Genomic DNA, 15,663 nt, shown 5'->3' on the forward strand with positions numbered 1-15,663 from the left:
CAAATTCTAGGGGCTGTTATGCGTAAGTTTTGGTCGATAACCTTTTTTTTCGGGCTGCTCGTGTCATGCGAGCTTTTTGAGTCCAAGGAAGACAAGACCCAAAAATTGGTGAATGAAGAGCTTTTGACCATCGACTGGAACGATGTGGACCAATTCCCCCTTTTTGATGATTGCGACGAAACCGCGAACAAAGAGGCGCAGCAGGAATGTTTTCAGAATGTGATGTCAGAATACTTTGCCGAAGCCCTGGCAGGATTGGAATTTCAGGTGAGGAATGATTTGCACGATACGGTCTATATTGATTTTTTGATAGATGAACATGGATTTATCTCTGTGTTGAATGTGGAGGAAAAAACCTCGGTGCTCAATGAAATTTCCAATTTCAACGACAAAATTTCTGCCCGATTGAACGATTTGACCACGGTGGCCCCAGCACTAAAAAGAGGGAATCCTGTCGGACTTCGGTTTCGATTGCCCCTTGTACTTAACACCAACTAAAATTTGGCAACGGAAAAAATTATATTGGGAATCGACCCCGGAACCACCATTATGGGTTTTGGTATTATTAAGGTCATTAACAAGCAGATGCAGTTTGTGCAGATGAACGAGTTGATGCTCAAAAAATACGATGACCCCTACACCAAACTCAAGCTTATTTTTGAACGCACCATAGAGCTCATCGATACCTACCATCCTGATGAAATTGCTATTGAAGCCCCTTTTTATGGCAAAAATGTGCAATCGATGCTCAAATTGGGACGGGCGCAAGGGGTAGCTATGGCAGCTGGACTCTCCAGACAGATTCCAATTACCGAGTACATGCCCAAAAAGATTAAAATGGCCATAACGGGGAACGGAAACGCAAGCAAAGAACAAGTGGCGAAAATGCTCCAAAGTGTCTTAAAGTTGAAATCACTCCCCAAAAACTTGGACAGTACCGATGGTTTGGCCGCGGCTGTATGTCATTTTTATAACGAGGGCAGGGTAGAAGTCGGGAAAAGCTATACGGGTTGGGAGGCTTTTGTGAAGCAGAATGAATCGAGAGTTAAGAAATAATTTAAGAACATTGATAAAGGCTAAAGGCTAAAGGCTAAAGGCTAAAGGCTCATTGTCCATTGCTAATTGAAAACTGATGTCTGGGATATATATTCACATTCCATTTTGCAAACAAGCTTGCCATTACTGTGATTTCCATTTTTCCACCCAACTGGGAAAGAAGGAAGCCATGGTGCAGGCCATCGCCAAGGAAATTGAAATGCGAAAACTGGAGGTGGAGGATGAAGTTGAGACCATTTATTTTGGAGGGGGAACCCCATCGGTGCTTTCCAATGAGGAAATAGAATTCTTGATCCAAGACGTTTATGATAATTATAAAGTAATCGACCAACCCGAAATCACCCTCGAAGCCAATCCAGATGATTTATCCAACAATCGAATCGTCCAGCTATCCAACAGTCCAATAAATCGCCTCAGCATAGGCATCCAATCTTTTTTTGATGAAGATTTAAAACTGATGAATCGTGCCCACAATGCCTCCGAAGCTGAAAAATGCATTCAAGAGGCCACAGCGTATTTCGATAATATCACCATCGATTTGATTTATGGCATCCCTGGCATGGACAACGACCGATGGAAAGCCAACATTCAAAAAGCTTTGGATTTTGGATTGCCCCACATTTCCAGCTACGCATTGACTGTGGAACCACGAACGGCACTCCAAAAGTTTATTGAAAAAGGTTCGGTGCCCGATGTGGATGACGAGCAGGCCCAAGAGCAATTTTACATTTTGGTGGATATGTTGGAAGCCCAAGGTTTCGTGAACTACGAAATCTCCAATTTTGGGAAACCCGAATTCTTCTCCAAAAACAATACGGCTTACTGGTTGGGCAAAAAATATGTGGGAGTAGGCCCCTCGGCACACTCGTTTGATGGGAAAAACCGCAGTTGGAACATTCGAAACAACCCAACCTATATTAAAAAAATAGCAGATGGAGTCTTGCCCATGGAAGTGGAGACCCTTTCCCAATCCGATAGGTACAACGAGGCCGTTATGACAGGTTTGCGCACCATTTGGGGTATTTCTTTAGAAAAAATTAAAAAAGAATTCGGACCTGAATATTTGGATTACCTAAACCAACAAGCCCAAAAATATGTGGAGCAGGGTTTACTTCAAATAGTGGATGGTAAACTTCTCCCCACCAAAAAGGGTAAGTTTTTAGCGGATGGGATTGCCAGCGATTTGTTTTTTGTGGAGTAAAGATGCTTATTCAGCTACGAAATTATCATTGTCCTTATCCTCGGTCCAGTTGTATTCGATTTCCTTGGCCACTTTTCTGGCAAAATCAATGCCATGTCTATCGGCTAAAAAGCCGAGTGCCATATCCATGCCCGCACTTACGCCCGAAGAGGTGTAGTATTTGCCGTCAACTTTCCATCGTGCCTTTTTGTCCCAATCCACTTTGGTGTCTTGGGAAACCACCCATGAAAAAGCGCGCTTGTTGGAAGTCGCTTGCTTGCCCTCCAAATGTCCAGATTTGGCGAGCAGCGCACTACCTGTGCAAACGGATAGCACATACTCACTGGTTTGAGATAGTTCCTCGATTTTATTTAAAAGTTGGGGATTGTTCACTTCCTTTCGGGTGCCCATACCCCCTGGGATCAAAATAATTTTGGGTCCGTTGCCCATGGTCTCAAATTTTTCGGTCATGATGGGAACTTTGTGCCTATTGGTGACCACACCACCCTCGAGGGAATAAAATTTAAGTGCATATTGATCCACCAAACGACCAAATATTTCTGCTGGCCCAAAAACATCCAAAGTTTCATAATCATCGAACATGATAAAGGCAACTTCAATCTTCTTTTCCATTTTGTTCTCAGGGTTTTGGGCATTTATAGTTGTTCCGAACAAGACTAGTAGCAATGACGATAATACAGATTTCAATTTTTGAGTAGCGTTCATGTTTTTGAGGTTGAGGTGGGGTGGTGTTAAAAAGAATTTTCAATGTTCTAAGGTATGATTTGTTTTTTGTGGATTAACAGTGTCCAGTGTAGTCTCCATTAGGTGGGTTGCACTTATCGGTTTTGTGTAAGATTAGTTGCGTGGTTTAAGCACCTAATTTAGCAAATACAAACCGAATAGAAAATCCGCGAGGATTTTCGTAAGTTGGCTTGCACCAGCAATTAATTTTATACGGTGTTGTAGCACGTTTTTTATTTTTCATTCAGTTGATATTTATACTCAAATATTTCTATTTCAGTTGCGTCAATTTTAATTACTTTCTCTAGAAATCCGACGTTATTGTAAATGAATTGAAACGATTTTATCTTGCCTTTTAAAATGTAATTTTCTGACTTATTTACTAAAATCGTATCATTCTTATATTCGTAAGTTTCATTTTTCCAAAGTCCATTTTTCGTTGAATAAAAGTCAGATGAGATTAATCGGTTTGCAGAATTGTATTTGTGTTCAGACACTTTAAAATCGCCAGAATAGTTAATGATTATATTTCCGTTTTTATCAATTACATCTTTGTCCAATATTTTTTTTGTTTCGACAATTTTTTCTCGGTTTTCAGGGTAGAATATTTTGTCCTCGTATTTCTCCCCGTCTTTTAAGTAATAGATAAATTCTCGGTTTAATCTGTCGTTGGAAAATTCCTGTTTATGTTTTAATTCTCCATTTGTATTAAATATTTCTATTTCTTTAGAAACGATTTCTTTGTCATTTCCGTAATCGATTGAAATTTTTTGGTTTTTGTCCTTTATAAAAATGTCTTTGTTTTTAAGTATTCTTCCAGGATTTTCAAAAGTCAGTTTTGTGTCTTCCAAGTATTCGTATTCATAACCATATTTTAAATCTCCATTAGGCGAATAATGTGAGGTTTTGATAACTCTCCCTTTTTCATCGTATTGATATTCGCTCTTGTTGATAATTGTATTATCATTCTCAATTTTGGTTATAACTTTTCCGTTTTTGTCAAAGCTGATGTCGGATGAAATTTGTTCATCTCTAAAGCATAAAAGTTGTTTTAGGCTATTCTCTAATGCAAACTTTGTAAATGCGTCATTACTATTCCTTGTGTTTTGAGGAACGTTTAAAGTCGCTACAAATAATTTTCTCGGTTCGTGTTGAATCGATTGTCCAAAAGAAAAATTAAAGGCAAAAAATATGATGATTATTAGTCTGTTCATTGGTCAAATGTGCTACAACGTTAAAGATATGAATCGTTTCAATGATTTATATCGACCGATAAGTGAAGTTAGGATTTTTGGGGTTAAAAGTCTAGTTGAATTGGACAGATATATTTTCTGGGTTCACAAACCCCCATTCTCAATTGACAGAATATTTTCTCTCCCCAACTTTCCTTATCAAAAACACAATTAAATTGGATTTATCCTCGGAATTGATTTAATTACCATAAACAAGTCAGCCTGCATGATAGCCAGTATAAAACACAACTCAAGAATCTATAAAATAGACCTTGGCCAACCCATAGATATTTCCATTCCCTTAACGGGCAAGGAAGACAATGTGAACGCCTGGTATTTGGGTCCGCCCAGCATTACCGCCCATAAACAGGATGGTTTTATCGGAAGCGTGGAAGATGGTGCTCCCGTAAATTTCAACGATATTTGGTTTAATCCGCATTCGCATGTAACACATACGGAGTGTTTAGGTCATATTACCGAGGCGTTTCATTCCGTGAACCAAAAGCTGAAAAAGTTTTTCTTTTTAGCAGAGTTGGTCACCGTAGCGCCCGAGCAACTAAACGGAGACTTCGTGATTTCCGAAAAGCAATTAAAATATGCCTTGGGCAACAAAAAACGAAAAGCCGTAGTGATCAGAACCCTACCGAATTTGAGCGACAAACGCACCCGGCAATATTCAGATGCCAATCCGCCCTATTTGTTGGAGGAAGCCGCCCAATATTTGGTAAAAAAAGGCGTAGATCATTTATTGATAGATCTGCCTTCGGTGGACAAGGAACGGGATAACGGAGACCTTTTGGCGCACAAAGCCTTTTGGAACATGGATGGCAAACCAAGAGAAAAAGCAACCATTACCGAGTTTATCTATGTGCCCAACACCGCAGAGGACGGCACGTATTTTTTAGATCTACAAGTGGCGCCCATGGAGAACGATGCCAGCCCCAGTAGGCCCGTTTTATATAAAATCGAAGACTAGTGAAAACAGCCCTAAAATTGGAAGAGTTGATGATGTTCGTTTTGGGCATTTATCTCTTCAATCAACTGGACTACGCCTGGTGGTGGTTCTTGGTGTTGCTGTTGACCCCTGACATTGGTATGTTGGGCTATCTTTTTGGCAATAAAGCAGGTGCAATCGCGTACAATCTCTTTCATCACAAAGGGGTGGCGATTGTGGTGTACTTGTTGGGAACCTACTTTTCAATACCTTTATGGCAACTGATTGGGATCATTTTATTTTCCCATTCCGCTTTTGACCGCATCATGGGATATGGTCTGAAATACGAAAAAGGATTCAAGTTTACCCATTTGGGTGAAATAGGAAAAAATTAATGGGGGACGTCGTCGACATGATTTTAGGATTGATTTTGGGAGCCATACTCATGTATTGGTTCTTTTCTTTGTTTCGAAAAAAACGGAACAGGGAAATAACCGAACAGCAATCCACGGTTATCCTGAATAAAATCCGAAGTGTGTGTAAATTGGTTTCCGTGGAGGGTGATTTTGCCGAAATCTACCATTACGAAAACACCAAGGACAGTTTTATGAGCCTGTTCCGAAGCAAGAAAAAGGCATTGATCGTGATCAAAGCCAAAGCGCACATTGGTTACGACCTGAACAAGCTCAATTTAAAGGCAGACAATGATGGAAAACGAATCATTTTAAGTCATTTTCCAGAACCCGAAGTGCTGTCCATCGAGCCAGATTTAAAATTTTACGATATTAAAAATGGGATTTTCAATAGCTTTTCACCTAACGATTTGACCAATTTGAACCAAGAGGCCAAAGAGCACATCAAACAGAAAATTCCCGAAAGCGGATTGATGGAAACCGCCCGAAAAGAAGCCTTGCAAGCTGTTTTGGTGGTGGAAAAAATAGTGGAGACCATCGGGTGGAAGCTGGACTATTCCGCATTGGAAATAACGAACCAAGAAAAACAAACCATAGAAGAATCCGTATGAAAACAAGAATCCTAACCTTGCTTTTGGTAGGTGTAGTAGCCTCCAGTTGTGTACAAATCAAAAACGATATGAATAATAATTTCGATCACACTTTTGCCCACGTGGTATATTTCTGGTTCAAAGATCCTGATAGCGCAGCCGATAGAGCCACTTTTGAGGCTTCGTTGACTAAATTTTTGGAAAACTCCCAATACGCAAAAACCAAATTTATTGGTAAACCCCCAAAGGCCATTCGGGATGTGGTGGACGATTCGTTTACCTACTCTTTGATTTTATCTTTTGAATCGGCAGAAGATCAAGCGGCCTACCAGACTGAAGCACCGCATTTGGTGTTTATTGAAGAATGCGAGCATATGTGGGAGAAAGTGATCGTGTACGATTCTCAGGGTATCACAGAATGAATGTAGAGGAGCTCCGCGAGCTATGCCTGTCCAAAAAGGGCGTTACGGAGGAGTTTCCTTTTGATGCCTACACTTTAGTGTTTAAGGTGATGGGCAAAATGTTTGCGCTCGTTCCTTTGGAACGGTTGCCCTCGCAATGCAATTTAAAGTGTGATCCCGAACGGTCGGAAGAGCTTCGTGCCGATTATGATGGCGTGATCACTCCTGGGTATCATATGAGCAAAAAACATTGGAATACTTTGTTTTTGGAGCAGCTTCCCCCACAATTGATCATAGAATTGGTAGACTACTCCTACGATTTGGTCGTGGTAAGTCTCACCAAAAAACTGCAACAGCAGTTAAGAGAATTAGATTGATTTTTGAATGAAGGATATTAAGCAGTTCTATACCCAGCAACGGGATAAGCATACCACCCATTTACAAGAAGTAAAAAAGCGATTGGGCCTTTTGGCCACGGTCCGCCTTGCCGTTTTTCTGGCACTCGTGGCAGGCATTTATTTCTTTTGGGGTGCCTCTTTTGTGTTTGGAATTTTTGTGGTGGGCACGGCCCTGTTTTTATATCTCGTGGCCCGATTCGTTAATCTAAAAAAGGAAAAAGCGTATTTGGAGCGCTTGGTGGCCATCAACCAAACCGAATTGGCGGTGTTGGACCGCAAGTTTCATCACTTACCTGATGGAAAGGAGTTTTTACAGCCCGAGCATCCCTATGCGCAAGATCTGGACATTTTTGGTCGTGGGTCGTTTTATCAATATGCCAATAGAACCACTTTGCAGCAGGGTCGAGAAGTTTTTTCTAGTCTGTTGTTGGACGGATATCCAAAGGATATCATCAAAAAACAAGAAGCAATTAAGGAATTGTCCCAATTACCTGAGTGGCGACAACATTTTTCTGCTCTGGCAGGGGAGACTCAACCCAAAATAGCGCCTAAAGTAGTTGCGGATTGGATGAAAAACCACAAGAAGGTAACACCAAATTGGGTAGGTGTGGTGACCCCGATTTTTGTAATGCTTTCCATTTTATGGATCACTTTGGCGGTCATGGGAAAAGTGCCCGAAAGTTTGGTGTTGGTCTGGTACTTTTTAGGTATCGGATTGGTGGGTCGCTATGCAAAATCTATTCTTTCTTTTTCTGTTAGAGTGACCGAAGCCCAAGAAACCATTCAACAGCACCAACGGTTGATTTCTGAATTGGAAGATCAACAATTTGAGTCCGAACTTTTGAAAGAGCTACAACAAAAGTTGGAAGTTAAGGATGGAAAAACTTCAAAAGTTCTTAAACAGTTTGCCCACAATATGAACATGTTGGAGCAACAATACAACTTGATTGTTTCCATTTTTGGACAAGGTCTCGGTCTCTGGAGCTTGTTTTTTGCCCATAAAGTGGAATCTTGGGTGGCAACCTATGGCAAAGATGTAGAAGAGTGGTTTTCGGCCATTGCGCAATTTGATGCCTACATCAGTTTGGGGAATTATGCATTCAACCATCCCGATCATACCTATCCCGAATTGGTGAAAAGCGAAACGGTGCTTACAGCTAAAGCTGTGGGGCATCCACTTGTGGACCCAAAAAAGAATGTTTTGAACGATTTCGAAATTGGAAAAGGTCGTTTTTGCATTGTCACAGGAGCCAACATGGCTGGAAAGAGTACTTTTTTGCGGGCCGTTGCTTTGCAAGTGGTCATGGCGAACTTGGGTTTGCCCGTAAAAGGAAAGGATGTGAAATACACTCCCGTTCGATTGTTGACGAGTATGCGTTCTTCGGATTCGTTGGCAGATGAGACTTCCTATTTTTATGCCGAGCTCAAACGCTTAAAATTTATTGTGGAAGAATTGGAGAAAGGCGATTGCTTTGTGGTCCTCGATGAAATTTTGAAAGGCACCAATAGCGTGGACAAAGCCGAGGGCTCCAAAAAGTTTGTGGAGCGATTGGTGCACATTGGTGCCACAGGTTTGGTCGCCACCCATGATTTAAGTCTGTGCACCTTGTCCGACCAACTACAACAAGTGAAAAATAAATATTTTGATGCCCAGATTGTAAACGAGGAACTTTACTTTGACTACCAATTTAAAGAAGGCATTTGCCAAAATATGAATGCCTCTTTCTTGCTTAAAAATATGGGGATAGTGGATTAAAGTCCTTTCACCTGCACATTGTGAAAAGAATCGGCCTGTAAGCGTAGCAGTTCCTCTGCTTTTTGCTTTTTGTAGCGGTACAGTTCCTCTTCGTTTTTAATATCAGCATAAATCTGCTGGTTGATTTCACCATCGGTAGCCAACAACAATTTGCGCTGTTCCACTTTTTGGGTCACCCATGTTGCCACCACACTTTCCTGTTCTTCAAATTTGTAATCGTACTCTCCTTTAGGCGCCAATAATTTGGCAATGATCGGAGCGGTTTCAATCGCCAAGAACAATAAGAAAATGAAAAAGGAGGGAAACCAAGGTAATTTGCCCAAGGCATTAATGCGTGCCATCAATCCATCAAAACCATCAATTATGGGTTGTGAATTGATCACGGCAGTATTGTAATCGGTTTCCAAAGCCGCAATTTGGGCCTCAATATTTTCAATTTTGGAGGCGTTGGTTTCTTTCAAGCTGTTCAATTCCGCTAAAGCGGCATCGTGCTTATCCCGCTTTTCTTGGTAAACTGGGCCTTTGCCCAATAAACCTGTTCCTGCCGTTCCCTCAGCTTCGGAAATATAAGTATCGTAAAGCGCATTGGTTTCGGCTTCCTTGGTGGCAACCTCACCTTTCAAATTGGCAATATCTTGGTTGAGGCTTTCAATCTTCGGAGTGAATTGCAATGCCAATTGTTCCTTGTTGTTCAAGGTCATGGCATTCTTTTCTTCCAACAACACTTGATTGATTTCCTTTTCAAAAATCTTCATTTCCAAAGGTTTGGAAATCACTACGGCAATAATCAAAGCGAGTACAATTCGAGGGGCTGCTTGGAGCAATTCTCCCTTAAAATTATCGCGTTTTTTAATGGTGGAAACAATGTAGCGGTCCAGATTAAAAATGAGCAATCCCCAGATAAAACCAAAGAAAATGGAAGTGTAGATGTTGTCGAAAACCGTGTAAAGGGCATATCCACTGGCAATAAAAGCCATTATAGCGGTAAAAAAAACGGTAGCGCCAATACCCGCATACTTATTGCGCTCGCCATTGGAGCAGGTTTCAAGAATGTTGGTGTCGGCTCCCGAGCAGAAAATAAAAAAACGTTGTAGCATTATAGTGTTCTGATTTGATTGATAGAGTATTAGAACGCAATTTTGGATGATTTGTTACATAAAAAGCCCCAGAATTGGGGCTTTTAACATTATTTGTATTGGGATGATAGTTTAGTTTTCTATCACAATGGGATCGGTGGATAGTTTTACTACGGGATTTGCTCCATTGGCTTCGCGGGCATCAATATTGATGTGTTGATTCTTTTGAACCACTTCGATGGCTTCTTTTGCAGATATGGTTTTGCCATTATAGGTGAAAGTAGCACCTTTTTCTGCCATTTCCTTTACGTGCTCAATCGGTTTTGGTGGCATGGGCGGAGCAGGTGGTACAGGAATGTTAGAGTTCACCCCAATTACTTCTTTTGTTGATTTTGGTGCTTTGGGAGAACCAGGTGCTGGAGGTGGTGTCGGGAAATCTGGAAAGGGTTCCGCATCTTCACGTTGTTTTTTGGACATCTTTTCGTAGATTTCTTTTAAACGAATGACATCTTGCTTTTGGATTTTCATGTGGTTACGATCCATGTCATTGTACTTTTTGGCAAGTCTATTGTACTCTTTCATTTCCTCGCGTGAGGCACTTTGTTGAGGTGTGTCTTTTGGACCTAAAATGTTAATGGTGGCTGAACCGTATTCAGCTAATACCTTGTCAACTTTCATGATGACATTTTTAGGAGTATTAGCCTCTACTTGAACAATGGAACGGATGATTTTTTTGCGTTGTTCAAAAGTTAAGTGCTCATTGATTTTTGCCAATTCGTTACTTAAATTGGATAAAGAAACTTCCTTGGATTGAAACCACATTTTCCCGTTTTTGTCAATTTGAATCTCGATTGGGTTGATGGTTTGGGTGTTGTTCTTGTTGAAAAATACCTCAGAACCTGAATCTTCAGCTTGAATTTCAATGGGTGCTGGATCATTTTCCATGTTCGGATTAATCGGAATCTCGATGGAGGAACTAAATCCGAATAAAAGCAAGGCCGTTAGCGGCAGAAGCAAAAAGCTTCGCAATACAAATGATGTTTTTGATGTGTTTGTTTTCATGACTGTAAAACGTTTTTTGATTGATGAATAATTAATGGCATTCGCAATGCCAATCGACTGATGTGTTTCAAAACTATCGTGTGATAAGTACGATAATAATGTGTTTTGGTATTGTGCACGGTCTTGACTGCGATTAACGACGGCTTGGTCGGCCAAGAACTCATGATTTAATTTGATACTGGATTTTAAAAAATAGATCAGCGGGTTGAACCAAAAGAAAACTTGCGTCAATTCTATCAATAGAATGTCCAAGCTGTGTTTTTGTTTGGCATGGGTTTCTTCGTGAAGCAAAACTTCTTCAGGAATATTGTGGTCCTCATATTGCCTTTTGTTCAAAAAGATATAGCTAAAAAAGGTATGTGGAGGAATGGGCTGACCCATTAAAACACGAGTGGTTGTTTGTTGCTTCAATTTTGGATTTTTACGGATGCGATACCCGATTTGTCCCAGATTCTTGAAAAAACGGATGGCAAATACAACCACACCAAGGGCATAAATTCCCCAAAGAATTTCGCTCCATTCTGTATCAGCTGTCTCAACCATAGGTTGAGTAGCGTCATTTATGTCTGTAACCGGATTTAGGATGGTAGCACTTTGGGCAACCTCTACATACTCCACAAAAACAATATTTGGGATAATCAGGGCGGCCAACAAAGCTCCCAAAAGATAAAAGCGTTTAAAGTGGTGCATGCTTTCATTTTCCAATACCAATTTGTAAAAGGCTAGGAAAATGGCCAAACAGGCCGTTGATTTGAGAAGGAATAGGAGCATAATTACTTCTTTTTAATTTCGTTGTCAATCAATTTTTTCAAATCCTCCAATTCAGCTTTGCTCAAATTGGTTTCTTGGGTAAAGAAAGAGGCAAACTGTGTGGCACTGTCGTTAAAGAAGTTCTTGATGAGTCCGTTCACATGCTTGGAAAAATAATCTTTCTTCTTCACCAACGGATAGTATTCCCTGCTTCTGCCAATGTTGTTGTAAGCGACAAAACCCTTGTCCGTCATACGCTTTAAAAGCGTGGCAACAGTAGTGGTTGCAGGTTTAGGTTCTGGATAGGCATCCAAAAGGTCTTTCATTACGGCCTTTTTTAGTTTCCAGACGATGTTCATCAACTCTTCTTCGGATTTTGACAATTGCATTTGTTCGACTTTTATCATTTTGCTCTACAAACATAGAATAAAAATATTAATTCTACAAATGTAGAGTTGAATTTATAATTGGATACCTCAGATAAAGGTGATATTAGAGCATCAAAAATTCGTTAAAATAATTAACGTTATGTGCCCTAAGTTACTGACGGGCAGTAATTGGGGTGCTACCTTTATATCATAAAATTTCGCAATCATGACAACAACGGTAGTAATTGGCGGAAACTTCGCAGGAATGACAGCCGCCTTGGAAATTAAGAGAAAAGGGAAAAAGGAACATAAGGTTTTGGTAATTGATAAATCCCCATTGTTCTTGTTTGTTCCCTCATTGATTTGGGTACCCTTTGGACGTAGGGAGGTTAAGGATATTTCTTTCCGAAAAGATACCGTCCTTGAGAAAAAAGGCGTGGATTTTATTCAAGCTGAAGCATTGTCCGTAGATCCGGAAAGTCAAGTTGTGCATACGACCAAAGGTGATTTTACCTATGATCATTTGGTGGTGGCCACCGGGCCTAAAGTAAAATACGATGTGGCTCCAGGGGTTGCAGAACACGCTCATTATATTGGAACGCCCAACGGTGCTATGAAAACCAGAAAGGCATTGGAAGAGTTCAAGAAAAACCCTGGTCCCATTGTTATCGGCGCTACTCAAAGTGCTGGATGTATGGGTGCTGCCTATGAGTTTTTGTTCAATACAGAAAAATGGTTGAGAGAGCAAAACATCAGAAAAAAAGTAGACCTCTACTGGATTACCCCAGAAACTTTCTTGGGCCACTTCGGGATAGATGGAATCACAGGAGGTGAGACCATGCTCAAGTCCTTTATGAAAATGTTCAATATCCATTATCGAACAGAAGTAGGGGTAAAAGAAGTAACTGCAGATAGTGTTACTTTGACGTCTGATGAGGTGTTGCCAAGTAAATTTACCATGTTGATGCCTCCTTTCGTGGGAGTTGATTTTGTAGTGAACTCAAAAAAATTGGAAGCTACCCCAGCGGGTTACTTGCCCGTAGGAGAAGATTACAGACACTATAAATATCCCAACGTTTGGTCTGCTGGTATCGCAGTGGATGTAAAATTGCCTTTTGAAGCTGGAAAAGTACCATTTTCTGGACCAAAAACAGGGTATCCATCCGATGAAACCGGTAAAATAGTTGCCGAAAACATTGTTAGGGTGGTAAACGGCAAAGACAAGTTGAAAAAGAAAGCGTGGGGCAAGATTCCTGGAATCTGTGTGATGGATGCCGGTAAAAAAGAAGTCATCATTTTGAGCGACCACTTGTTCAAACCAAGAAACTTTGCGATCATGATCCCGAATGTGTTTTATGATTTCAACAAAGTGCTTTTTGAAAAATATTTCCTTTGGAAAACAAGAAACGGGTATTCCCAATTACCGTAGTGTTAATCGAAGTTTTTGTGAAAATCCATTCATTTCAATGAATGGATTTTTTCTTTTTGAAGCTATTGGTCGAAAAAGTCTAAGTTTGCAACCGTTAAAATACTTGCGTTATGGGTCTATTGGATGAATTGAAAGAACGAAGTGGAAATGCCTGCGAACTTTGCGGGTCCACTGAAAATTTACAGGTGTACGAAGTGCCGCCAGTTTCTGTTGGGGGAATGGATGGAAGCCTTTTGGGGTGTGCCACTTGTATGGGTCAAATAGAAAACCCAGATACCACAGAAGCTAACCATTGGCGTTGTTTGAACGATAGTATGTGGAGTGAGCATGATGCCGTAAAAGTGGTGGCTTGGAGAATGTTGAACCGATTAAAGTCTGAAGGGTGGCCACAGGACCTTTTGGATATGATGTATCTGGAAGATGAATTGCTCACTTGGGCCAAAGCCACAGGCGAAGGTCAGGAAGAGGGTGAAAAAATCATCCACCGAGACGTGAACGGGGTGGTTTTGGAAAACGGGGATAATGTGGTACTCGTTAAAGATTTAAAAGTGAAAGGATCTAGCATGGTCGCAAAACAGGGAACCGCCGTTAGACGGATTTCCCTGGATCACGAAAATGCTGAATATATTGAAGGCAAGGTAGACGGTCAACAGATTGTTATCCTCACCAAATATGTCAAAAAGACTTAAGCGTTCAACTCCGCAAAATATTTGTAGAAATAAGGGATGGTCTCAATCCCTTTCAAAAAATTAAGTACGCCAAAATGTTCGTTGGGGGAGTGGATGGCATCACTGTCCAATCCAAATCCTAACAAAATGGTTTTGCTCTCCAGAACTTTTTCAAAAAGTGCTACGATGGGAATACTGCCTCCCGTACGTTGCGGCACAGGACTTTTTCCAAAGGTTTGTTCCACAGCTTTAGCTGCCGCTTGATAACCCACACTGTCAATTGGGGTAACATAAGCTTGACCTCCGTGATGAGGTGATACTTTTACTTTTACACTTTTAGGTGCGATTGCGGTAAAATGTTTGGTGAACAAATCTGTGATTTCATGCCAATCTTGGTTGGGCACCAAACGCATGGAAATTTTGGCGTAGGCCTTGCTGGCAATCACGGTTTTTGCTCCTTCTCCCATATAACCGCCCCAAATTCCATTTACATCTAAAGTTGGGCGTATTCCAAAACGCTCCGAAGTGGTGTATCCTTTTTCACCATGAACATCATCAATATCTAACGAGGCTTTATACTCTTCCAAATCAAACGGAGCTTTGGCCATTTCGACACGTTCTTCGTTTGAAATAATTTCTACCTTATCATAAAATCCAGGAATGGTGATGTGATTGTTTTCGTCGTGCAATGAGGCGATCATCTTTGCCAAAACGTTAATGGGATTTGGCGCAGCACCACCGTAAATTCCTGAATGTAGATCGCGGTTGGCACCAGTTACCTCCACTTCAACATAGCTTAACCCTCTTAGGCCGGTGGTTATGGATGGATTTTCCATGGAAATCATCCCAGTATCGGATATTAGGATGATGTCGTTTTTAAGCTTTTCCTTATTAGCTTCCAAAAAACCAGCCAAGCTATCACTACCTACTTCTTCCTCACCTTCAATCATAAATTTTACGTTGCAAGGCAGGGTGTTGTTTTGGATCATGTATTCCACAGCTTTTACATGCATAAAAAACTGTCCTTTATCGTCACAAGCACCGCGGGCAAAAATGGCACCGTCTGTGTGTAATTTTGTGGGTTTGATTACTGGTTCAAACGGAGGGGAATCCCAAAGGTTGATGGGGTCAGGTGGTTGCACATCGTAATGCCCGTACACCAATACCGTAGGTAGTTTAGGGTCAATGATTTTGTCGGCATACACCACGGGATATCCTTTGGTTTCGCAGATTTCAGCATTGTCGCATCCGGCTGCCGTCAATGAATTTTTTACGGCTTCGGCTGTTTGCAAAACATCTTGGGAGTAGGCCGTGTCGGCACTTATGGATGGGATTTTTAGTAAGTCGATGAGTTCGTTAAGGAATCTGTCTTTGTTGGACTCGATATAAGTATTTAAATCTTTCATATGTGTATTAAAAAGGACCCTAAAAGTACAAAAAACAAGTTTTTAAAGGGTGCGTATTTGCAAATCGGAAAATTGATTTATATTTGCACTCCAATTTCGCGGGTGTGGTGGAATTGGTAGACACGCTAGACTTAGGATCTAGTGCCGCAAGGCGTGGGGGTTCGACTCCCTTCACCCGCACCAAAAAGACCCAAACATTA

Annotated in this window: 17 protein-coding genes and 1 tRNA gene; 12 read left to right on the plus strand and 6 right to left on the minus strand. The window is 41.0% G+C overall.

Annotated features, from left to right (window positions below):
* Positions 1–18 precede the first annotated feature (18 nt).
* The 3 genes from ABT310_RS08205 to hemW all read left to right on the plus strand — a co-directional run bounded on the left by ABT310_RS08205 (position 19) and on the right by hemW (position 2,257).
* Entirely contained in the window at positions 19–498 is a 480-nt protein-coding gene (locus tag ABT310_RS08205; RefSeq protein ID WP_375323420.1) for a hypothetical protein, read from the plus strand.
* A 3-nt stretch (positions 499–501) separates the two neighbouring features.
* On the plus strand, positions 502–1,056 hold the full coding sequence (ruvC, locus tag ABT310_RS08210) for a crossover junction endodeoxyribonuclease RuvC (RefSeq protein WP_375323421.1): 555 nt from the start codon (positions 502–504) through the stop codon (positions 1,054–1,056).
* Between the two features lie 76 nt (positions 1,057–1,132).
* Positions 1,133–2,257: a radical SAM family heme chaperone HemW gene (hemW, locus tag ABT310_RS08215; RefSeq protein ID WP_375323422.1), complete on the plus strand. Its 1,125-nt coding sequence runs from the start codon at positions 1,133–1,135 to the stop codon at positions 2,255–2,257.
* A gap of 6 nt (positions 2,258–2,263) precedes the next feature.
* Here hemW and ABT310_RS08220 read toward each other — a convergent pair whose 3' ends face one another.
* Together ABT310_RS08220 and ABT310_RS08225 are read right to left on the minus strand one after the other, a co-directional pair.
* The gene (locus ABT310_RS08220; protein ID WP_375323423.1) at positions 2,264–2,869 is read right to left on the minus strand and encodes a DJ-1/PfpI family protein; all 606 of its coding nucleotides are present in this window, start codon (positions 2,867–2,869) and stop codon (positions 2,264–2,266) included.
* Positions 2,870–3,213: 344 nt separating this feature from the next.
* Positions 3,214–4,194 (minus strand): hypothetical protein, encoded by a 981-nt coding sequence (locus ABT310_RS08225; RefSeq protein ID WP_375323424.1) that lies wholly within the window; start codon positions 4,192–4,194, stop codon positions 3,214–3,216.
* A gap of 244 nt (positions 4,195–4,438) precedes the next feature.
* On the opposite strand from ABT310_RS08225, the gene ABT310_RS08230 reads away from it, so the two are divergent.
* The 6 genes from ABT310_RS08230 to ABT310_RS08255 are packed head-to-tail and all read left to right on the plus strand — an operon-like array spanning position 4,439 to position 8,704.
* On the plus strand, positions 4,439–5,188 hold the full coding sequence (locus ABT310_RS08230; protein WP_375323425.1) for a cyclase family protein: 750 nt from the start codon (positions 4,439–4,441) through the stop codon (positions 5,186–5,188).
* Positions 5,188–5,541, plus strand: coding sequence for a DUF4260 domain-containing protein (locus ABT310_RS08235; protein WP_375323426.1), 354 nt, complete (start codon positions 5,188–5,190; stop codon positions 5,539–5,541). Before ABT310_RS08230 ends, ABT310_RS08235 begins: the two co-directional genes overlap by 1 nt.
* Entirely contained in the window at positions 5,541–6,170 is a 630-nt protein-coding gene (locus ABT310_RS08240; RefSeq protein WP_375323427.1) for a DUF4230 domain-containing protein, read from the plus strand. Before ABT310_RS08235 ends, ABT310_RS08240 begins: the two co-directional genes overlap by 1 nt.
* Positions 6,167–6,571, plus strand: a complete 405-nt coding sequence (locus ABT310_RS08245) for a Dabb family protein (RefSeq protein WP_375323428.1) — start codon at positions 6,167–6,169, stop codon at positions 6,569–6,571. Before ABT310_RS08240 ends, ABT310_RS08245 begins: the two co-directional genes overlap by 4 nt.
* A complete protein-coding gene (locus ABT310_RS08250; RefSeq protein WP_375326164.1) occupies positions 6,568–6,927 on the plus strand; it encodes an MmcQ/YjbR family DNA-binding protein in 360 nt (119 codons plus the stop codon). The genes ABT310_RS08245 and ABT310_RS08250 overlap by 4 nt, the downstream gene beginning before the upstream one ends.
* Positions 6,928–6,934: 7 nt before the next feature.
* Positions 6,935–8,704: a DNA mismatch repair protein MutS gene (locus ABT310_RS08255; protein WP_375323429.1), complete on the plus strand. Its 1,770-nt coding sequence runs from the start codon at positions 6,935–6,937 to the stop codon at positions 8,702–8,704.
* Here ABT310_RS08255 and ABT310_RS08260 read toward each other — a convergent pair.
* The 3 genes from ABT310_RS08260 to ABT310_RS08270 all read right to left on the minus strand — a co-directional run bounded on the left by ABT310_RS08260 (position 8,701) and on the right by ABT310_RS08270 (position 11,981).
* Positions 8,701–9,801: a DUF4407 domain-containing protein gene (locus ABT310_RS08260; protein ID WP_375323430.1), complete on the minus strand. Its 1,101-nt coding sequence runs from the start codon at positions 9,799–9,801 to the stop codon at positions 8,701–8,703. The genes ABT310_RS08255 and ABT310_RS08260 overlap by 4 nt on opposite strands.
* Before the next feature lie 111 nt (positions 9,802–9,912).
* Positions 9,913–11,613, minus strand: a complete 1,701-nt coding sequence (locus ABT310_RS08265; RefSeq protein WP_375323431.1) for a M56 family metallopeptidase — start codon at positions 11,611–11,613, stop codon at positions 9,913–9,915.
* Between the two features lie 2 nt (positions 11,614–11,615).
* Positions 11,616–11,981: a BlaI/MecI/CopY family transcriptional regulator gene (locus tag ABT310_RS08270; protein ID WP_375323432.1), complete on the minus strand. Its 366-nt coding sequence runs from the start codon at positions 11,979–11,981 to the stop codon at positions 11,616–11,618.
* A 205-nt stretch (positions 11,982–12,186) separates the two neighbouring features.
* Here ABT310_RS08270 and ABT310_RS08275 point away from each other — a divergent pair, with 205 nt between their 5' ends.
* Positions 12,187–13,389: an NAD(P)/FAD-dependent oxidoreductase gene (locus ABT310_RS08275; RefSeq protein WP_375323433.1), complete on the plus strand. Its 1,203-nt coding sequence runs from the start codon at positions 12,187–12,189 to the stop codon at positions 13,387–13,389.
* A gap of 110 nt (positions 13,390–13,499) precedes the next feature.
* On the plus strand, positions 13,500–14,078 hold the full coding sequence (locus ABT310_RS08280) for a PhnA domain-containing protein (protein WP_375323434.1): 579 nt from the start codon (positions 13,500–13,502) through the stop codon (positions 14,076–14,078).
* Here the strand turns inward: ABT310_RS08280 and ABT310_RS08285 are convergent.
* Positions 14,075–15,463 carry a dipeptidase gene (locus ABT310_RS08285; RefSeq protein WP_375323435.1) on the minus strand — a complete coding sequence of 463 codons (1,389 nt, stop codon included), beginning with the start codon at positions 15,461–15,463 and terminating at the stop codon, positions 14,075–14,077. The genes ABT310_RS08280 and ABT310_RS08285 overlap by 4 nt on opposite strands.
* Positions 15,464–15,561: 98 nt before the next feature.
* Here ABT310_RS08285 and ABT310_RS08290 point away from each other — a divergent pair.
* Positions 15,562–15,646 (plus strand) — tRNA-Leu (locus tag ABT310_RS08290).
* The last annotated feature ends 17 nt before the right edge of the window (positions 15,647–15,663 follow it).

Origin of the sequence: Flagellimonas cixiensis, assembly GCF_042134615.1 — a bacterium.
GTDB classification, from domain to species: Bacteria; Bacteroidota; Bacteroidia; order Flavobacteriales; family Flavobacteriaceae; genus Flagellimonas; species Flagellimonas cixiensis.

Excerpts from the sequence above, each read along its gene's own strand:
- ABT310_RS08205 (WP_375323420.1), top strand. The coding sequence starts at position 19 with ATGCGTAAGTTTTGGTCGATAACCTTTTTTTTCGGGCTGCTCGTGTCA.
- hemW (WP_375323422.1), top strand. The coding sequence starts at position 1,133 with ATGTCTGGGATATATATTCACATTCCATTTTGCAAACAAGCTTGCCAT.
- ABT310_RS08220 (WP_375323423.1), bottom strand. The coding sequence starts at position 2,869 with ATGGAAAAGAAGATTGAAGTTGCCTTTATCATGTTCGATGATTATGAA.
- ABT310_RS08225 (WP_375323424.1), bottom strand. The coding sequence starts at position 4,194 with ATGAACAGACTAATAATCATCATATTTTTTGCCTTTAATTTTTCTTTT.
- ABT310_RS08230 (WP_375323425.1), top strand. The coding sequence starts at position 4,439 with ATGATAGCCAGTATAAAACACAACTCAAGAATCTATAAAATAGACCTT.
- ABT310_RS08240 (WP_375323427.1), top strand. The coding sequence starts at position 5,541 with ATGGGGGACGTCGTCGACATGATTTTAGGATTGATTTTGGGAGCCATA.
- ABT310_RS08245 (WP_375323428.1), top strand. The coding sequence starts at position 6,167 with ATGAAAACAAGAATCCTAACCTTGCTTTTGGTAGGTGTAGTAGCCTCC.
- ABT310_RS08250 (WP_375326164.1), top strand. The coding sequence starts at position 6,568 with ATGAATGTAGAGGAGCTCCGCGAGCTATGCCTGTCCAAAAAGGGCGTT.
- ABT310_RS08255 (WP_375323429.1), top strand. The coding sequence starts at position 6,935 with ATGAAGGATATTAAGCAGTTCTATACCCAGCAACGGGATAAGCATACC.
- ABT310_RS08260 (WP_375323430.1), bottom strand. The coding sequence starts at position 9,801 with ATGCTACAACGTTTTTTTATTTTCTGCTCGGGAGCCGACACCAACATT.
- ABT310_RS08265 (WP_375323431.1), bottom strand. The coding sequence starts at position 11,613 with ATGCTCCTATTCCTTCTCAAATCAACGGCCTGTTTGGCCATTTTCCTA.
- ABT310_RS08270 (WP_375323432.1), bottom strand. The coding sequence starts at position 11,981 with ATGCAATTGTCAAAATCCGAAGAAGAGTTGATGAACATCGTCTGGAAA.
- ABT310_RS08275 (WP_375323433.1), top strand. The coding sequence starts at position 12,187 with ATGACAACAACGGTAGTAATTGGCGGAAACTTCGCAGGAATGACAGCC.
- ABT310_RS08280 (WP_375323434.1), top strand. The coding sequence starts at position 13,500 with ATGGGTCTATTGGATGAATTGAAAGAACGAAGTGGAAATGCCTGCGAA.
- ABT310_RS08285 (WP_375323435.1), bottom strand. The coding sequence starts at position 15,463 with ATGAAAGATTTAAATACTTATATCGAGTCCAACAAAGACAGATTCCTT.